Consider the following 17394-nt stretch of genomic DNA (forward strand, 5'->3'; position numbering starts at 1 on the left):
CGGACTCCAAACTTTTTTATATTTTATCGTTATTTAACCTACATAACGTTCTAATGCAACCGCAACACCATGATTAACGTTCGATTCTGTTACATAAGTTGCTGCTTCTTTTAATTCAGGAATGGCATTTCCCATCGCAACAGTCGTTCCGGCTACGGCAAACATCGTTAAATCATTATGTTGATCTCCCATTGCCATAACTTCTTCTTCTTTTAATCCCAGTTCTGCAATTAAATCTGTTAATGCATTTCCTTTATTAGCTTTTTTATTCAAAACTTCTAAAAATTCTGGCAAACTACGTACAACATAATAACTATCATCAAATATTTTTTGAATATTAATCATCTGTGCGTCTAAAACTTCAGGTTCATCCACAAACATAATTTTAGAAACGGTTAAGTCCCGTGACATTTCCTCTGGATTTCGTACAAATAATCCTTCATTATTTTCAGCTGCTTGAATAACGGTCACACGACCAACATCTTTATTAGATGTATAAATTCGGCTCTCATCATCTAAAATATTATAATGAACATTTAATTCATAACTTAATTTATCTGCAGCTATATACTCATCAAAGGTTAACGTATGTTGCGCTAGACGTTTTCCACTTACTGTTTCAATAATTGCACCGTTGTAGGTAATGACATATTGGTCATCCCCACTAATCCCTAATTGTTCAAGAAATCCAACCACACCAGCTAAAGGTCGTCCCGTACAAAGGACAACCTTAATTCCCTTTTGTGTCACTTTTTTGACGGCATCAATTGTTTCTTTTGCTAATCTACCCTCTGGATTTAGTAACGTATCATCAATATCTATTGCAACTAGTTTAATTCCCATAGTAATCTCCTCATTTTAAATGATTAAAAAAAGGCAGTCTCAAGAGACTACCTTTTCAATCTTATTTAGGTGCACGTTTAAGGTATGTACCTTCTTGTGTATTAATTTCAAGAACATCATCTGCTGCGATGAAATCAGGAACATTAACAACAAGTCCTGTTTCCATTGTTGCTGGTTTACCTGAACCAGTTGCTGTAGCGCCTTTGATTGAAGGCTGTGTTTCAGTAACACGTAATGTTACAACAGTTGGTAATGTTAAGCCAATAACTTCTGTACCGTAAAATTGGATTTTAACTTCCATATTTTCCAATAAGAATTTTGCTTCATGTTCGATAATTTCTCTTGGAATTTCATATTGTTCATATGTTTCCAAATCCATAAAAATAGCCATTGTATCCTGGTTGTACAAGAATTGAACTGGTTTTGTTTCAATATTAGCTTGTTCAACCTTAACTTCTGGACGCATTGTTGTTTCAACAGTTGATCCAGTACGAACGTCACGTAATTTCATACGCATAACTGTGTTACCTTTACCCGGTTTATGATGACTTGCTTCTAAAACTTTAATTAATTTACCGCCTTGTTCAAAAGTCATTCCGGCTTTTAAGTTAATTGCTTCAATCATAATTTATTATCTCCCTTTTTATAAAACGTTTCTCATTGAGTATACCAAATTGAAAAGGCTTAATCTATAGTGACACTTACAAACATCACTGGATTTTATTAAATAAAAAGTCAAAAATAGCGCATTTTCTTTATTATTAATCGTATATCCAAATTATAAGCTATATTTGTCCAAATACTTCGACAATATCTCTACACATCCTATACTAGCAAGGCTATAATATATATATAATCAAATAGTTAATTTTTTAATTATTTTGAAAGGAAGTCTTATTTTGCTAAAAAACAAATATATTAACTCATCTACTACCTATCAATCGATTATCATCCTTTGTTTCAGCTTGTTCTTTTTAACGTTACCAATTTATACTACACAAGCTGCTACATCATACACGCCTCCTGTAGGTTATCCAATGGGGGCTGCCACGAATGTCACTGGTTTCGCTGGTGGTACAATCACGTTTAATTCTAATGATATTGACTCCCTACAAGGTTAATTTTTTGCCAAAACATTTACTTCCTCAGGTACCGCCGGAGGTTCTTCTATAAAATACTTACAAAATTATGCTCATGATTCAACTGCTAATTTAACTGATGCTGATTATGCAAAGGTTAATCCTACAATGATTTCAGAAAATATTACCGGGGCTGATATGATTCAGTGGTATGGTAATAAAAATAGCTTTGTTTTTTCAAAATCTAATGATAAAGTCAAAGATTTATCATACTATCTACAGAATTCTCCCCCTGATGATGAAATCGCAAAAGCCATTGCTGGTTGGTCCATACCTTCAAGTAATGCCGGTTACGCTGATGCTATCAAGCAATTTAATGCAAAAAAAGATACTATTGATAAACTTTCTGATTTTCCTGTTATGTCAAGCAATGATATTTCATCATTTGCTGATGCTACTCAAAATATTACTGATGTCAGTGATTATTACGCTAGTTTCACTTCAACAAATTTCTCAAACTCTAAAGCAACAGGTTCTACTACTAAATCTAATAATGCTATCAAACGTGTTGATTTAAATACAGATAAATCAATTGATGCTGAAAAATATGCACCTGGTAAAACGGTTATTCAATTAACCGTTGATATGAATACTGCTTCAACAGATCAAGGCGTTGTCTTTGCAGATATTGATGGCTCTATTCCTTCATTTGAAGATGCTATTGGTATCAAAATTAATTTAGTCAATTTTGATATTAACACAATGAAAATGCCATTTTTCATGTTAAATTATAAGCATTTTTCTAATAATGATGCTGGTATCAGTTTTAATTTCAATCAAGGTAGCTGGATGACTTTCAATGCGTATCCACCTAAATCTGACGGATCTTCGATAGATTACAAGTTAGCTGGTAATAGTGATGGAACGCTATTTTCCGGACAAAATAGTAATGGTTCAGATACCACCGCTAAAAATCTTCTATCCGATGAACCCGTTGCAATCGATACAACTGATAAAAACTCTAAAAAAGTGAAATCTGTCTACAATACGTCTTCACATATTAGTAATAATTTTAATACTGAAAATGGTAAGATTTTTGTCGGAAGTTGGAAGAGTCCTTTATATGGTTCAGTATTAGCACCTAGTGCTGATGTCGACGTTGATTCAAGTAGCGATGGTCTCTTATATGGGAGTATTGTTACTGGACAAAATATTATTGGTAATTTAAACGTTCCTAGTGACCTTGCCTATCAAAGTATTTTTGATGCGTCTGATGATTTTGGAGATGACGCTATACAAGAATTTTTAAAAGATCCTGATTCAAGTAACTCATCTCATCCTACTATTAAGTCTATTTCGTTACCGGGTTATACTTCTACAGATACTGGATCTGGTACGACTCATTATATTCCACAAATAGACCCTTACGATTTTCACTATTCATTAAACAATATCACTGATGAATTACCTGAAAATACCGTTCAAACAACTAAAAAATCACTTGATACTACAGTCAATATAGATACGAAATCAACAACCGATAAAACTGAAAAATATTACTTATGGTACAGTTTCAATAATGGTCCTTGGGAAAAATATTCAGAAAATGGAACAACTGAACTTACAAATTCTAAACTAGAAATCACTGCAAAAGATGCGGACGATCTTGCAAAACAATACAGTACGGACCATAGTAAATATAAATATGACGAATCTGCTTATACTGATGGGACTACATATTCTAAATTAATTGATGACAATGAATTGATTGGTTATCATCTTTTCCATAAGAATAGAATTTCATATTTAGTCACATCAACTCACGATTCGGGTACCTATTCCAGTTATAGTAATCACACAATTAATGATATCTTAAGCGGTAAAACGAATGATACAATTTCTGCTGCAAATCTCGCAAAATTAAATCCGGATTACACGCCTATTTCATATAATTTACACGTTGCAGGAGATCTTTTAGTATCCTATCCAAAAGTATTTGATTTTGGTAATTTTACAGCAGGAACTTCTGAAAAAACACCTACAGTAACTGCAACTGGTTTGTTAACTGTCGATAATCCTTTTGGACTTAACTGGAATTTAGTTGTTAGCACAAGTGATAAAGATAATCTAAGTGATCCTTTCTTTATTCCCGATCAACTTGGTTGGTTTGAAAAATTGCAAACGAGTATGCTTGGTAATTCCACAATCACTTATGGGAATGCCTCAGATATTAAAACAATTACATCTAAAGATACTCTTTTAAGTTTAAACTCAACTATTTTTGATTCTGATACAACATCAGTTATTAGTAAAAACTACTATTCTGCACAATTATCATTAAGTCTAAAAACTAAAAAAATTACTCATCCTGGTAAATTTCAAGATAACGCAACTTGGTCATTATCATCACCAAGTATCGTTGTAGATTCATCAAAAGAATAAGAAATCTAATCGACAAAAAGACGCCTAATAAAAATTAGACGTCTTTTTGATTACCATTCATTTTGATTACTTATTTTCTAGTGATTCTTCCTTATCTTTTTTTCTTCTTTTTAAAATAATAAAAAGTAAGAATAAAACTAATAAAATTAATAAAGCAATAATACCAATAATTAACCACAATAACCAAGATATATGAGGCTCTGCTGCCTTATTATCTGATTTAATCTGTTTAATATTGGCTTTAGTAATTGTAAATGAATTCGTTGCTTTCCAAGATTTATTATTTCCGGTAACGGTATAATGGACATCATATTTACCAGCGATTAACTTGGCTTTAGTTAAGTCTAATGCATAGCTAAATTTAGCGTTGGGTGCAAAATCAACGTCCTTAATTGTTTTGTCATATAAAACAGTACTACTACTATCTTCTGTAATAGTTGCTTTAATTGTTGTTGGTCCAATCACAATGGGTACATCATTTTGCATATTTGTTTGTAGTGAAACTTTATTAAATGCGTTCAATACCACTTTAGAATCGCCAATTGTCATTTTGGGATTAGGATTATCGACCGTTTCAGATTCTCTAATGACTGCTTGAACAACGTACGCAAATCGATTAGTAATTGAAATACCTTTTCCTTTATTCTTTTCCTTAATAACTTTTTCTTGTACGTTAAAGCCACCTAAAATAATACCGGAAAATGACGTAGCGGGTGTTTTCACTGTAAACGTAACTGTTGCTGTTTTTTTAGGTCCAACCACAACATCTTGTTTTTTTGAGACAAGTTCTGAAAATTGATACTTAGCAGTCGCTGGCTTTTTTACATTTGTCTTATCATAGACAATTAGTCCATTCGTATTTGTATATGAACTATTAGGGCTCACAACAATCGTTTTAGTATCGTTTTCTAAGTTCTTAATTTTCAATGCCAATGTCTGTGTTGAGTTAGGGTTCATTTTAATATCAAATTGTGCTGCCTCTCGATATTGATTAGCAGGCGTTACTTTGGCTACCGTAAACCCGGCACTATTAGACTTTGCATAGACATTGGTCGATACAGTAATAAGTGTGACTATCGCGATAGCTAAAAAGCTTAAAACTATTTTTCTTAATTTCATTATTTCGATTCTCCTTAAAAAAAAAGACTGCCTTAGGCGGTCTTTTTTCTGTTACGTTTTAATTAGCTTAGTTAAAAGCTGCTGCACTAGCATTTCCTTGAGTTGCAGTCCATGTTAAATCAGCTGAAGTTGTTGCAATTTTAGTATTTTTACCAAGTTTTAATGTTGCACTATTGTCAGCATATGACAATGTTGTAGCACCAGCGCCTGTTGTAGCTGTCGCGACAGGAGCTGCAGCACCAGCTGGTGTTAAAGTAGCAGCAGATGCTGTAGCATCTGAGTCTGTTTTAACTGTAGCAGATGCAAGATCTAATGAGCTAACCTTAACTTCAGCATCAGCCATCACACCTAATTGTGCAGTAACATTCCAACCACTATCTGTACCTACGTAATCGGCTACATCTAAAGCTTGAGAAGCATCTTTTGCGCCAGTTGATGTAATATCTGTACCAGTCGTAACTAATGCTTCATTTAGTTTTGTTGTGAAACTGAACGATGGTGCACCCGTTTGAGTAAAAGTACCTGCTTCAATGTTTAAACTAGCTGTACCTTTACCATCTGTTGAATCCGCTGAAACACTTGAGCCAACAACTGCTGTTGAACCAAGTACTAATGCTGCAATTAAAAATAAATTCTTTTTCATAATATAAATTCCTCCCATTTATTGATTAAGCCAATGCTTGAAAAGGGGACGTTGACCTTTACCTAATAGTACCATATAATTTACATAAGATTCAACTGTAATATTATCAGAAGAAACTCTATGATTAAGTCCATATACGCCAATTAATATAGCGTTTACATGTTATTTACAAGTATTTTTTTAGGTTTAATTTTTTCAAACCATTTACTGAAAGTGTACAATCAATTTTTAAATAGAATGATTCCTACCTACCCCCACTTTATAACCATTAAAGGTAGAGCCTTTAGTCATTAATAACCTTTTTTTAAGTTAACTAGAATTTAAGTGTTACTATCAATTATACTTTAAGTCCGCTTATTAAAAAGATTCGATTATCCTAGTTCAAACAAGCTCAAATGGCGGTACGCTTACTTTTTAAGAAAAGCCAACAACTTCTAATGAAATTGATTTCAGCTCTTCTAATAAGACGATTTTCGATTTACCCTCATCAAGTCTTAGTGATGGTACAACAAGTTCTGTAATTAACAAATCTTATTATTATGCAAAACTAACTTTAGATTTTACAACTTCAATTTTTGATACGACAGGGAAATATAATTACGATTCACTCTGGGCTATTTCACCAACTAAAGATAGCGGTATCGTAAATGAGTCAACTAAATAATTCTAAATAAAAAAGGTTTACTCCGTTAAGTAACTAACTGAGTAAACCTCTTTTTTTGTGTCGAAATTTCTAATTATTTACAGGACATCTTTGATATCTGTATCCCCATCATGCATCGTAATTACTTTTCCGATTGTATTATCATGTGCGATAACTGAAACTAAGACGTCTGCCACGTTTTCAAGTGAGTTAGAGCCCGCTTGACCATCATTTAATGTTACTTTACCAGTACCTGGCTCATCTACTAAGGTGCCTGGCTGAAGAATTGTATATTCTAATTGCGTATTCTTCATTAGCCAATTATCAGCATAAAACTTAGCAGTCATATAATCTCTTAATGATGAAACTTCAATTTTTTCTCTATCCAAAGAGTAAACGGAACTCAACATTACAAAACGCTTAACATGAGCTATTTCAGCTGCTTCCATCGTTTTAACTGCCCCATCTAGATCAATCTTCATTAAGTCTTTGCCGCCAGAACCAGCAACAAATAATATGGCATCAACAGCCTGCATATTCTTGACTAATTTATCTATACCTTCTAACAAATCAACATAGACATAAGTAATATTACCTTTATCTAAATTATCTGTATGTCTTGAACCCGCCAAGACTTGGTAACCTTTATCAGCTAATTTACTTGTTACTTTTTGGCCAATTCGACCATTCGATCCAACAACTAATACTCTTTTTATTTCTGTCATCATTTATACACTCCTTCGTTTTATCCTGACTAAAGTCTACATCTTTCTCGACTAAAATGGTATGACTTACACTCGTAAGTTAACGACAAAAAGACAGTCACTATTTTTACCATGACTGTCTCAGTTGATTACTAATTAATTTAATTTAAATTCTGTAACTGTTTTGTACGTATCGCCTACACGTAAAACAATATCACCAAATTCAGGGAATTGTTCAGATCCAGGTGCTGATTGTGTTTCAAATGTAATTGCTGCATGATTAGCTAATTTTTTACCATGCATAATTGGCGTTACTTCACCAAAGTTAGCCGTGAAGATAACTAAACTTGTTGCATCAGTTGAAACTGAGACAGAAACTTCTTTATCTGGACTAACTAATTTTGCTGATTCTTTACCAACTGCAGGATTATTCAAGAAAAAGGGATGATCGATACCATTAACTTGATTTTTTTGAGCAAAATCACTTGTGAAAACGTCATGTAATGTCTTAGCTTGACGGAAATCGTAAGGCGTTCCATCAACAGACATCTTTTTACCTGTTGGAATTGAATCGGGTTCTAATGGTGCAAACTTATCGCTATCTACTTGTAATAAATTGTCATCTATTGTTTCTGTGACGTCACCCATAACATTAAAGTAAACATGATTTGTTGGATTATATAGTGTATCTTTATCCGTTTTAGCAGTCGTTTCAAGATGCCAAATGTTATCATTATTTAATAGATATTTTACATCAATTGCCATGTTTCCAGGGAAACCATGTTCGCCTTCTGGGCTATCTAAATGAAAAATAACAGCTATTTCATTTTCGTTTTCACTTATTTTATACGTCCACTTTTTAGTATCAAATCCTGGCGTACCACCATGCAATGTATTTGTACCTTCGTTAATTTGCACTTGGTAGCTTTGATCATTAATGTTGAATTTACCATCTTTAATACGTCCAGCAACACGACCAATTGAAGCGCCAATAAAACTATCTTTTTCTAAGTATTCATTTGCTGAATCAAATCCAAGAACAATTTCTCGTTTTCCAGTACTTGTGGGTACCTTGAGGCTAACAATTCTAGCCCCTAAATCTGTGAGTGATAATTCAAACCCATTATCATTTATAATCGTTATTAAATCATAGTCATTTCCAAAATCCTTTGTTTTAACTTGCATATTTATCTCCTCCGCTTACTGTATTTGTCCATTCTTATTAATACTAGTCCATTTTAATTAGATATTCAAGAAAGCGTTTACTTTTTTATTGAATAATTACCTTTATTTTACTGAAAATGACATAACCAACCTTTATTTCTGTTATTTCTCTAAAATGTAACGTCATTATAAGCGAATAACTATAATAAATACAAATGTATAGTTCGTTTTTTGTTATCATGTTTATGGAATATTATGTTTATTTATCATTAAAAGATTAATAGCCGAATTATTAATTGATTTATTTTTTAATTATTAGTATACTTACATTATTAATATAAAAGGAGTTTACAATGACAAAAAAACGCGTTTATCTTGCAGGACCCTTTTTCACTCCAGAACAAAAAGAACGATTAGATTTGGTAGCCGATCTCCTAAGTAAAAATCCAACAATTAACGCAGATGCAATTCATCTTCCAGGAAACGTTCAATATCCAGATGCGGACTTCGGCACATTTGAATGGCAAACAGCTACCTTCCAAAATGATATTCGCCAAATTGATCAAGCAGATATCGTTGTTGCAGTTCTTGATTATCAATTGGAAGAAAACAATGATGAAGCTGACTCAGGTACTGTTTGGGAATGTGGTTATGCTCATGCCAATCGCAAACCTGTTATTTTAGTTCGCCAAAATAAAGGTATTCCCTTAAATCTAATGCTTGCTGGAAGTTATACAGCAATGTTTGATGGTTTAGAAGATATCCAAAATTTAGCAACCTACGATTTTAAGGTTTTACAAAATAAGTATGTTGATTTATCAATTTTTTAATTGATCCAATGTTTCACGTGAAACAAAAATACTCTATGCTATAAATCTTTTAAATCGGATTTAAATACAGTAACAGATATTATTTTTATATTTCTAGTACTGTATTTTTTTCTCTCACAAATTGAAGCACCAAACAGTTAATAATATGAAAGAACTTATTAACTAACGACTTATTATGTTTGCTAGTTCAATAACAAACGTATTTCTTATAAATTAAAAAGTATGACCCAATAGAAATATAATTGGGTCATACTTTAGTATCTTAAATACTATTTAAATGCCTAACATCATTGTTACTATTTAACAATAGTTAACAATGAACCGTTTTCATCAATAAAAATTATCCTCGTGCTAATAATAAGTTAAATAAACCGCCCATTGTTTTATCCGATAATTCGATTTCTTTACCAGCTTCTGTCACTTTAGTAATTTCATAATAATCTTCAAATTCGGGTACTTCTAATTCCATCATCGCAACAAAAGCAGCAGCTGTTTTGTAAGTTGCTTGTAATTCTTCTCCATGAATGTAATTAATAACTAGCATAATTGTATCCCCTTATTGTTTTCTTTAAATAAGTTCCGTTTTTTTTATATCATCAACCGTTTTTGTTCCAGCTAATTGCATATCAATTGTTAATTCCTTAGCTAAATGTTCAAAGACTGATTGAACGCCTTTCGCACCACCCAAATGAAGCCCATAAACCATTGGACGGCCAATGGCAACGACATCCGCCCCACTAGCAAGCGCTTTAAATATATGTGAACCACGACGAACGCCACTATCAAAGACAATTGGCACTCGTTTATTGACCTTCTTAGCAATTAACTCAAGAACATCAAACGATGCAGGTCCGCCATCTAGTTGCCGACCGCCATGATTTGAAACCCAAATACCTTTAGCTCCAGCTTCAATAATAGCATCAACATCCAATGGTGATTGAATACCTTTAACGAAAACGGGTAAGTCAGTATAATCAGAAATACTCTTAATATCTGCTAAACTCAATGTTTGTTTAGCATTAGCATAAATAGCTGCGATTCCTTGTCCTTCACCTTCACCATATTCAGCTAAATTAGCCATTGGTTGAGGGAAGATAAATTTATTAATACTATCAGCTTCACGATTACCACCTAGTGTTGAATCAGCTGTTAATATGATAGCCTTCATCCCCACTTCTTTGGCTTGATCTAATAAAAAATGATTAAATTTATCATCTTTACTCATATACAATTGGAAAAATTGAGGTCCACCAGTTCCTCCATTATATGTTTCTGAAATCGTTTTATTTGAATACGTACTAAGCGACATAATTGAACCAACTGCGGCCATCCCCTTAGCAGTATCAATTTCACCTTGTTCATGGGCTAGCCCCTGTGCCGCAACTGGAGCTGCTATCATTGGCATTTGTAAATCAATACCCATAAATGTTGTTGATAAATCCGGATTTTCGATATTTTGTAAAACTCGAGGTGAAATTTGCTTATGATTAAATGCACTTGTATTTTCGCGTAACGTCCATTCATCCTCAGCTCCACCAGCAATATACCCAAATGCACCCTTTTCCATACGTGCTTCCACTAATTTTTCTAATGATTGAACATTGGTGATTTCAATCGAATGTTCTTCTTGACTTGCTTGATATCCCATAATTGTATCCCCCTATACTATTTATACTTGTAGTGTAGCCCTTAATAATAAATACTGTCATCAATAACACTTACTATATGTCAATAACGGCTATATAATTATTCAATCCATACAACAATGGCTAATCAAAGAATTACTAATTTGATATTAACTATTTTGGTCGAATTAATTTATATTGCTCTCCTAAGTTAGCGTATTCTGGTCCAGCCAGCCTCGCCACTGGATCTAATTTTTTAGCATTAATATACATTTTTTCTTTATCCAAAACATCATCTTCTATGTGAAAACAAACCACTTCAAGAATAAATAAATCCGTAATAATCTTACCATCATCCATAATAGGAACATACTGGTTCAATATAACTTCAAACCTCGCTTTAACACCATCAATCCCTGGCACCAATACCTTATTACTAGGAACCGTTGTTAATTTCAATTCGGAAACTTCACTCTCGTCTAGTCCAAAACTAGCAGCGCTCTGATTAACAAATTCCATTAATTCACGTGTTGGTAATTGGACCACAGCCTGTTTCGAACTAACTAAATTAGCCGCGGTGTGTTTCATTTCACCATTTCTACGTCGATTAATTGATATCGACATTAATGGCAACGTATCCGATACAACACTAAAAAAACTAAACGGAGCTAAATTAATTAGTCCCGTCTCATTTACAGTAGTAACCCATGCTATGGGTCTCGGAATTAATGTACCAGACATTAATTTGTACTGATTTTTAGCCGATAATTCGTTACTATTAAATGAAATCATCTTATATTATTCCTCAATTTTTAATCTATTGGTCTTATCTAACCATTGTTTAGCATTCCGTAATTCTAATTCTGAAATTTGATGTGATTGTTCAGCCTCAAAACTGGTAAATTCAATATTAAATTCTCGACAAAACTTCTTTAGTTCATCAAAATTTGATTTTGAAACAATTGGATCTAAAAATCCATATGAACCCCAAATTTTAATATCACTTAAGTCGACAGTCGCTTTAATATTTTCCGATAACACCATAGGATGTAGTAAAACAGCTGTTTTAAATAGTGCCTGTTCCGTTAATAATGAATGGAAGGCAACGTTAGCCCCATTAGAATAACCTAGGACAATTAATTTTTCTGGATCAAAAGCGTACTTCACAGCTAACTCATTAATTACAGTCATTAACCAATTTGTCTCTACAGATAAACTATTTAAATCGAAATCACCATCCGGTAAATGTGCAAAATAGCGTGTTAAACCATTCTCTATTAACCGTCCACGAATGCCAATTTTAGGACTATCTGGAGCCAAAAAATCTGCAATTGATAGTAAATCTGATTCCGTTCCACCAGTTCCATGCAACATTAAGATTGTCGCATTGCCAACCCTACCAGCTTTATAAGATGTAATTGCTTCTGCCATATCTATAACTTCTTGTCTGAATTGAAATTAACTAAGTGAGCTTCAATATCTGCACGTTGGTCTTCTAAAAATGGTGGTAACTCTAGGTGAATACCAGCTTCTTCATATGTTTCATCTTGCAAGAATCCAGGACCATCCGTTGCAATTTCAAATAATACACCTTCACCAGGACGGAAATACTCTGATTTAAAATAGAATCGGTCAACAAAACCTGAATCACGAATACCAACTCTTTGTATTTGTTCAATCCAATAGTTTAATGACTCTTCATCTTCTGTCCTGAAAGCAATATGATGAACTGTTCCATATGCTTGAATCTCATTCGGTAAATCTTGGTCTTCTTCGATAATAATTTGTGCGCCATGTCCACCATCGTTCAATTCATATAATGTACGTTGATTTTCTGTGGCAATTTTATCAAATCCCAATAATTGTCTTAACACAATATCCATACGTTCTGGATAATCCACTGTAATAATTGTTGTTCCTAACCCATTAATTGCGAACATCTTGGGAACCGGACTATATAATTAAGGTGTCCCAGCTTCCACACCATGATTACGTTCGTCAGAAATTAATTGATATTGCTCATGATCAAAATCATAAAAATTCATTGTTTTACTGCCAAAATTCATTTCAATTTCATCATGTTTAATATCATAATCGTCAAATCGTTCTGCCCAAAAATCTAGGGCATCATCGCTAGGAACTCTAAATCCAATTCTCGAAATACCATTTTTTCCTTTTGTGCCTTGAAATAAACCCGGAAAATCAAAAAAGGTAATATCGGTTCCTGCCGATCCCATATCATCCGTAAAGTATAGATGATAGGTTCTAACATCATCTTGATTTACTGTTTTTTTAATTAAATGTAATCCTAATATTTCTGTCATAAAATGAAACATTTTTGGTGAACTTGAAGTAATAGCTGTAATATGATGTAATCCTAATAATTTAGTGTTCATGATTGATACCCCCAATTTATTTAATAAACTTAAATTATCACACTTACTAAAAGTAAGCAATTTATTTAACCTAATTATTTTATACTTAAGTCTGATAACCTTAATCTATACTTTAGAAGATTCATTTATTAAACAAGTTACAAATTCTTGAATTGGCTTTGGTAGTTCGTTTCTTCCAACAAGGTAGAATTCACGCTGATACTGTTTTGATAGTACTTTGACTGGTATCTCTGGGTAATCAGTCAGTGCAGTCTGTGAAACAATTGATTGCCCTATACCTTGTCTGAGCAATTGAATAATTAATGAATTACTTTTAATCGTCATGAAGTGCTCTAACGTTAAATTATTTGCTTTTAAGTAGTTAATTGAATAATGATAAACACCTGATCCATGTTCTCTAAGTAACCACGGCTCATCCTCATTACCAGCCCAAACTAATTGATCAGTCGTCAACGAGTAACGTTTAATATTCTTCTCAGTCAACGGTTTTTCAATAAATCCAAAATCTAACTTATGTTGCTTTAATTGTTCCATAATTTGTGATGAATTAAGAACGCTAACTTCTAATTCTAATCGTTTTAGAGATTCCTTATTTTTGCGTAACAGGTCAGGTAGTAAGTATGCTGCAGTGGTGTGTGAGGCAGCTATTTTACAGGCAATTTTCTGATCAGTTTTTTGATGTTTTAAGGCAAATAAATCTTGCTGCCATAAATCTAGTAATTGCTGTGTTTGCTGGTAAAGTAGCGTTCCACTCTCGGTAGGTACAATTTGTTGTCGGCCATTTCTTTCAAATAACATAACACCTAATGTTTCTTCCAATTGCTTAATTTGAACTGAAATCGTTGGTTGTGATAAAAATAGTAGTTGCGCACTAGTAGTAAAGTTCCTTGTTTCATAAACTGATTTAAAAATTTCTAAATTTTTAAAAATATTAACCACTTCCATTCGTTTTATTAATAGTACTTATTATAAAGATTTATTTTATTAATTAAAAGAAATCAGCTATAGTTAAAGTATTGTTTAGAGAGGATGATCATATTGAAAAAAATAACTAACTTACTACCAGGATTTATCGTTGCCTTACTAATTGGGCTTGCCAGCTATTTTATTGCTAAACTTTGGTTGCCCATGTTAGGTGGTGCAACTATTGCTTTATTCATTGGAATCATTTTAGGTAATACTGTTCTACATCAACCCACACTAACGGCCGGAACTAAATTTTCTGAGAAACGTTTATTAGAATACTCAGTTCTTTTGTTAGGTGCGACTATCACATTTCAAAGTATTAAAGAAATTGGTTTAAATGGCTTACTTTTTACTTTTCTTCAAATGAGTATCACAATTATTTTTGCAATTTGGCTAGGTAAAAAATTAGCCTTTGGTGAAGGTACTTACTTATTAATGGCCGGTGGAAATGCTGTCTGTGGTTCATCAGCCATTGGTGCAATTGCCCCAGTTATTGATGCTGATAATGAAGAAACTGGAATTTCAATTACGTTAGTTAATCTAATGGGAACCATTTTAATGTTAACATTACCTATTATTGGAACCCTCCTCTGGGGTGGTAACAATGTTTTCAGAGGTGTCTTAATTGGTGGAACTGTGCAATCTGTTGGGCAAGTAGTTGCAAGTGCAACTATGCTAAATCAGGATGTCATCGTAACTGCTACATTGTTCAAAATATTAAGAATTATTTGTTTAGTATTTGTTATTACTATTTTTAGCTATTTACACAGCAAGAATCAACCTACCCAAAAAGCGTCACAAGTAACAACAAAAAAATCAACTTTAGTTCCTTGGTATGTTATTGGATTTTTAACACTTTGTGTCCTTAATAGTTTACATTTTTTACCTTCACGAATTGGTGAAACTGCACATTTTCTAAGTACATGGTGTGAAATAATCGCCTTAGCTGCTATTGGCCTTCGGTTAAATTTAAAATCACTATTTAGTCAAGGCAAGCGTTTATTACTTTATGCTGGTGGTATTATGCTTGTTCAAGTAGTATTAGCAATCGGTTTAATTACAATTTTATTTTAAAAAAATAATCATATGACCTGGCCATAATATGCCAAAGTCATATGATCATTTTTTTATTCAGATTATAATTTAAAGATGCGTTCTTGCCGGTCAAAACTCTGATCAGCAAACCAACCTTCCAACAATGTTAATTGCTGCCGTTCAAAAATGATTTCCTTATTTTTAGCCAAGCACTTAATCACATGTCCGGCTGTTTCACGAGTAGTCCCGCTAACTAACGCTAGCTCTTTAATCGTGACACGATAAGGAATAACGACATGCTTTTCTGTGAAATCAGCACCTAATTGTTCTGCTAAAATATTGATAGCTTGTACAATTCGATCATGAGCACTAGACGTTACCATTCTTTGCACTTGATTCTCTGTAGCGCTTAGAATTGTTGACATCTCCCTTATTGATCGAGTAGCCATCAGAATATTTTGCTTCAATATCCGTTCAACTAAGGCCATTGGGAAATAGACGATTTGTATATCCGTCATGGCTCTCGCTAAATAAGGGTAATTTTTATCACTTAGTAAGCCTCGATACGGAAATCCTAAGTCATTTTTGATATATGAATAAAATCCAAAGTCGCCATCAATATCAAATCGTTCAACCCGTATTACGCCTTCTATTAAAAAATAAAAACGTGTACGTTGATCATTTTCGTCAAAAAGAACCTGACCTTTTTGGAACGATTTGATACTCATGTTGTTCATTAGTAAATTGGCTTCTTCATCAGTAAGTGCTTCAAAATCTGATAATTTTCTTAAATACTGCATATATTGGGGTACTGCTTTAATTTTTTGCATTGTTTGATCCCCTCCACTAATTACTAACTCCCTAAACTCTCTCCTTTATCATTTTAACATGGATATTCCTTGGCCACAATTTACCTTACAACTTTGTTAGCTAGTTCAGCTTAACTATCGCTTTTTATTAACCTTTTACGATAACTGTCCCAGCATCATTATCTAATAATTGACTGATGTTTTCTAAAGATGTCACAATTGCGCGACCCTTTTTACTTGCTTCAACGAATTCAATCGCAGCTTCAATCTTAGGTAACATACTACCTTTAGCGAATTGATCTTCTTTGATATATTCTTTTAATTCAGAAACAGTTACCTGTTCTAATTTTTCTTGATTAGGTTTATTGAAGTTAACATAAACATTATCAACACTCGTCAAAATAATAAGTAAATCAGCATCTACCAATTCAGCTAATTTTTCTGAAGCGAAATCTTTATCAATAACAGCTTCTACGCCATGTAATTTACCGTTTTCTTCAACAACAGGAACACCACCGCCACCAACAGAAATTGAAATAACACCATTTTCTGTTAATTGATCGATTGTTTTGTATTCTTTAATCCCAGTTGGACGTGGTGAAGGAACAACACGACGCCATCCACGACCAGCATCTTCAACAAATGTCATCTCTTCATGTGCAGCCATTTCTGCTTTAGCAGCTGTTTCTGAATAGAATGGACCAACTGGTTTAGTTGGGTTACTAAATGCAGCATCATTTTGATCAACGATAACTTGTGTCACAATAGTTGCAACTTCTTTATTGATTCCTTTTTCAACCAATGCATTATCCAATGCATTTTGCATCCAATAACCAATACTTCCTTGTGTCATTGCAACACAAGTATCTAATGGTAAGGCTGGGTTCTTTTCAGAAACTGCAGCTGCTTGTTGAAGTAATAAGTTCCCAACTTGTGGACCATTACCATGAGAGATAATTAATTTATCCCCTTTTTCAACAAATTTAACAAGATATTCAGCTGTTTCTCGCAATGCTTTTTGTTGTGCCTCAGCACTAGCATCCTTTGATAAAATAGCATTTCCACCTAAAGCAATAACAATTTTTCTTGACATATT

Annotated in this window: 17 protein-coding genes and 1 pseudogene; 4 read left to right on the forward strand and 14 right to left on the reverse strand. The window is 33.2% G+C overall.

The window, feature by feature from the left end; all coding sequences use genetic code 11:
- Positions 1-33: 33 nt before the first annotated feature.
- Positions 34-843, reverse strand: coding sequence for a sugar-phosphatase (gene yidA / locus AC1RP1_RS00055; RefSeq protein ID WP_481761127.1), 810 nt, complete (start codon positions 841-843; stop codon positions 34-36).
- Positions 844-904: 61 nt separating this feature from the next.
- Complete coding sequence (gene efp / locus AC1RP1_RS00060; RefSeq protein WP_409021902.1) at positions 905-1468, reverse strand: elongation factor P; 564 nt, start codon at positions 1466-1468, stop codon at positions 905-907.
- Positions 1469-1742: 274 nt separating this feature from the next.
- Here efp and AC1RP1_RS00065 point away from each other — a divergent pair, with 274 nt between their 5' ends.
- On the forward strand, positions 1743-1964 hold the full coding sequence (locus AC1RP1_RS00065) for a hypothetical protein (RefSeq protein ID WP_481761126.1): 222 nt from the start codon (positions 1743-1745) through the stop codon (positions 1962-1964).
- Positions 1965-2090: 126 nt separating this feature from the next.
- Positions 2091-4364, forward strand: coding sequence for a hypothetical protein (locus tag AC1RP1_RS00070; RefSeq protein WP_481761125.1), 2274 nt, complete (start codon positions 2091-2093; stop codon positions 4362-4364).
- A 66-nt stretch (positions 4365-4430) separates the two neighbouring features.
- Here AC1RP1_RS00070 and AC1RP1_RS00075 read toward each other — a convergent pair whose 3' ends face one another.
- From AC1RP1_RS00075 to AC1RP1_RS00090, 4 genes are all read right to left on the reverse strand, one after another.
- A complete protein-coding gene (locus tag AC1RP1_RS00075) occupies positions 4431-5483 on the reverse strand; it encodes a WxLIP family cell surface protein (RefSeq protein WP_481761124.1) in 1053 nt (350 codons plus the stop codon).
- A 67-nt stretch (positions 5484-5550) separates the two neighbouring features.
- The gene (locus tag AC1RP1_RS00080; RefSeq protein WP_481761123.1) at positions 5551-6126 is read right to left on the reverse strand and encodes a WxL domain-containing protein; all 576 of its coding nucleotides are present in this window, start codon (positions 6124-6126) and stop codon (positions 5551-5553) included.
- Between the two features lie 741 nt (positions 6127-6867).
- Complete coding sequence (locus tag AC1RP1_RS00085; protein WP_481761122.1) at positions 6868-7497, reverse strand: SDR family oxidoreductase; 630 nt, start codon at positions 7495-7497, stop codon at positions 6868-6870.
- A gap of 132 nt (positions 7498-7629) precedes the next feature.
- Positions 7630-8658: a galactose-1-epimerase gene (locus AC1RP1_RS00090; RefSeq protein WP_481761121.1), complete on the reverse strand. Its 1029-nt coding sequence runs from the start codon at positions 8656-8658 to the stop codon at positions 7630-7632.
- A gap of 332 nt (positions 8659-8990) precedes the next feature.
- On the opposite strand from AC1RP1_RS00090, the gene AC1RP1_RS00095 reads away from it, so the two are divergent.
- Positions 8991-9467, forward strand: coding sequence for a nucleoside 2-deoxyribosyltransferase (locus AC1RP1_RS00095; protein ID WP_481761120.1), 477 nt, complete (start codon positions 8991-8993; stop codon positions 9465-9467).
- A 340-nt stretch (positions 9468-9807) separates the two neighbouring features.
- On the opposite strand, the gene AC1RP1_RS00100 is transcribed toward AC1RP1_RS00095, so the two are convergent.
- From AC1RP1_RS00100 to AC1RP1_RS00125, 6 genes and pseudogenes are all read right to left on the reverse strand, one after another.
- On the reverse strand, positions 9808-10011 hold the full coding sequence (locus AC1RP1_RS00100; RefSeq protein WP_481761119.1) for a hypothetical protein: 204 nt from the start codon (positions 10009-10011) through the stop codon (positions 9808-9810).
- 24 nt (positions 10012-10035) lie between these two features.
- Positions 10036-11115, reverse strand: a complete 1080-nt coding sequence (locus AC1RP1_RS00105) for a lactate oxidase (protein WP_481761118.1) — start codon at positions 11113-11115, stop codon at positions 10036-10038.
- 151 nt (positions 11116-11266) lie between these two features.
- The gene (locus tag AC1RP1_RS00110; RefSeq protein WP_481761117.1) at positions 11267-11884 is read right to left on the reverse strand and encodes a flavin reductase family protein; all 618 of its coding nucleotides are present in this window, start codon (positions 11882-11884) and stop codon (positions 11267-11269) included.
- Between the two features lie 6 nt (positions 11885-11890).
- Positions 11891-12523 carry an alpha/beta hydrolase gene (locus tag AC1RP1_RS00115; RefSeq protein ID WP_481761116.1) on the reverse strand — a complete coding sequence of 211 codons (633 nt, stop codon included), beginning with the start codon at positions 12521-12523 and terminating at the stop codon, positions 11891-11893.
- A 2-nt stretch (positions 12524-12525) separates the two neighbouring features.
- Positions 12526-13488 (reverse strand): annotated as a pseudogene (locus AC1RP1_RS00120) (ring-cleaving dioxygenase).
- 105 nt (positions 13489-13593) lie between these two features.
- Complete coding sequence (locus AC1RP1_RS00125; protein WP_481761115.1) at positions 13594-14433, reverse strand: LysR substrate-binding domain-containing protein; 840 nt, start codon at positions 14431-14433, stop codon at positions 13594-13596.
- Positions 14434-14517: 84 nt separating this feature from the next.
- Between AC1RP1_RS00125 and AC1RP1_RS00130 the strand changes: the two genes are divergently transcribed.
- Entirely contained in the window at positions 14518-15528 is a 1011-nt protein-coding gene (locus AC1RP1_RS00130) for a YeiH family protein (protein WP_481761114.1), read from the forward strand.
- A 62-nt stretch (positions 15529-15590) separates the two neighbouring features.
- Here the strand turns inward: AC1RP1_RS00130 and AC1RP1_RS00135 are convergent, their stop codons facing one another.
- Positions 15591-16319: a Crp/Fnr family transcriptional regulator gene (locus AC1RP1_RS00135; RefSeq protein WP_481761113.1), complete on the reverse strand. Its 729-nt coding sequence runs from the start codon at positions 16317-16319 to the stop codon at positions 15591-15593.
- A gap of 127 nt (positions 16320-16446) precedes the next feature.
- Positions 16447-17391: a carbamate kinase gene (gene arcC, locus AC1RP1_RS00140; RefSeq protein WP_409021884.1), complete on the reverse strand. Its 945-nt coding sequence runs from the start codon at positions 17389-17391 to the stop codon at positions 16447-16449.
- Between the last annotated feature and the right edge of the window lie 3 nt (positions 17392-17394).

The organism is Dellaglioa sp. CoH-56-MRSF-13 (assembly GCF_056782095.1).

Excerpts from the sequence above, each read along its gene's own strand:
- AC1RP1_RS00115 (WP_481761116.1), bottom strand. The coding sequence starts at position 12,523 with ATGGCAGAAGCAATTACATCTTATAAAGCTGGTAGGGTTGGCAATGCG.
- efp (WP_409021902.1), bottom strand. The coding sequence starts at position 1,468 with ATGATTGAAGCAATTAACTTAAAAGCCGGAATGACTTTTGAACAAGGC.
- AC1RP1_RS00095 (WP_481761120.1), top strand. The coding sequence starts at position 8,991 with ATGACAAAAAAACGCGTTTATCTTGCAGGACCCTTTTTCACTCCAGAA.
- yidA (WP_481761127.1), bottom strand. The coding sequence starts at position 843 with ATGGGAATTAAACTAGTTGCAATAGATATTGATGATACGTTACTAAAT.
- AC1RP1_RS00085 (WP_481761122.1), bottom strand. The coding sequence starts at position 7,497 with ATGATGACAGAAATAAAAAGAGTATTAGTTGTTGGATCGAATGGTCGA.
- arcC (WP_409021884.1), bottom strand. The coding sequence starts at position 17,391 with ATGTCAAGAAAAATTGTTATTGCTTTAGGTGGAAATGCTATTTTATCA.
- AC1RP1_RS00075 (WP_481761124.1), bottom strand. The coding sequence starts at position 5,483 with ATGAAATTAAGAAAAATAGTTTTAAGCTTTTTAGCTATCGCGATAGTC.
- AC1RP1_RS00100 (WP_481761119.1), bottom strand. The coding sequence starts at position 10,011 with ATGCTAGTTATTAATTACATTCATGGAGAAGAATTACAAGCAACTTAC.
- AC1RP1_RS00090 (WP_481761121.1), bottom strand. The coding sequence starts at position 8,658 with ATGCAAGTTAAAACAAAGGATTTTGGAAATGACTATGATTTAATAACG.
- AC1RP1_RS00130 (WP_481761114.1), top strand. The coding sequence starts at position 14,518 with ATGATCATATTGAAAAAAATAACTAACTTACTACCAGGATTTATCGTT.
- AC1RP1_RS00070 (WP_481761125.1), top strand. The coding sequence starts at position 2,091 with ATGATTTCAGAAAATATTACCGGGGCTGATATGATTCAGTGGTATGGT.
- AC1RP1_RS00135 (WP_481761113.1), bottom strand. The coding sequence starts at position 16,319 with ATGCAAAAAATTAAAGCAGTACCCCAATATATGCAGTATTTAAGAAAA.
- AC1RP1_RS00125 (WP_481761115.1), bottom strand. The coding sequence starts at position 14,433 with ATGGAAGTGGTTAATATTTTTAAAAATTTAGAAATTTTTAAATCAGTT.
- AC1RP1_RS00080 (WP_481761123.1), bottom strand. The coding sequence starts at position 6,126 with ATGAAAAAGAATTTATTTTTAATTGCAGCATTAGTACTTGGTTCAACA.
- AC1RP1_RS00110 (WP_481761117.1), bottom strand. The coding sequence starts at position 11,884 with ATGATTTCATTTAATAGTAACGAATTATCGGCTAAAAATCAGTACAAA.
- AC1RP1_RS00105 (WP_481761118.1), bottom strand. The coding sequence starts at position 11,115 with ATGGGATATCAAGCAAGTCAAGAAGAACATTCGATTGAAATCACCAAT.